This window comes from Vallitalea maricola (assembly GCF_036985595.1).
In the GTDB taxonomy this organism is placed as follows: Bacteria; Bacillota; Clostridia; order Lachnospirales; family Vallitaleaceae; genus Vallitalea; species Vallitalea maricola.
Window position 1 is genome coordinate 1 of the sequence record NZ_BTPU01000398.1, and the last position, 268, is coordinate 268.

Sequence of the window (268 nt, forward strand, 5' to 3'; positions counted from 1 at the left end):
TACTGCCATTATTATTATTGATTTTATTACCATTGCTACCGCCATCATTATTGGTTTTATTACTATTGCTATTGCCACTATTATTATTTTTATTTTCATTATTATTTTTCTTATTACTGTTATTATTATTATCTTTATTAGTATTATTTTCCTTATATTTATTATTGTTTCTTTTATCAACTATTTCAACAAGCTCTTCTATAGTTTTTTCCTCAAGTTTCTCATTTTTATAAGAAGGATTCTTTGCTTTAATTGATAAAATTAAAGC

The 268-nt window shown here is 21.6% G+C and carries 1 protein-coding gene; it reads right to left on the reverse strand.

Going from position 1 to position 268, the window contains the following annotated elements; all coding sequences use genetic code 11:
• The coding region (locus tag AACQ14_RS24440; protein WP_339366130.1) for a hypothetical protein at positions 1-268 on the reverse strand (268 nt) is incomplete at both ends.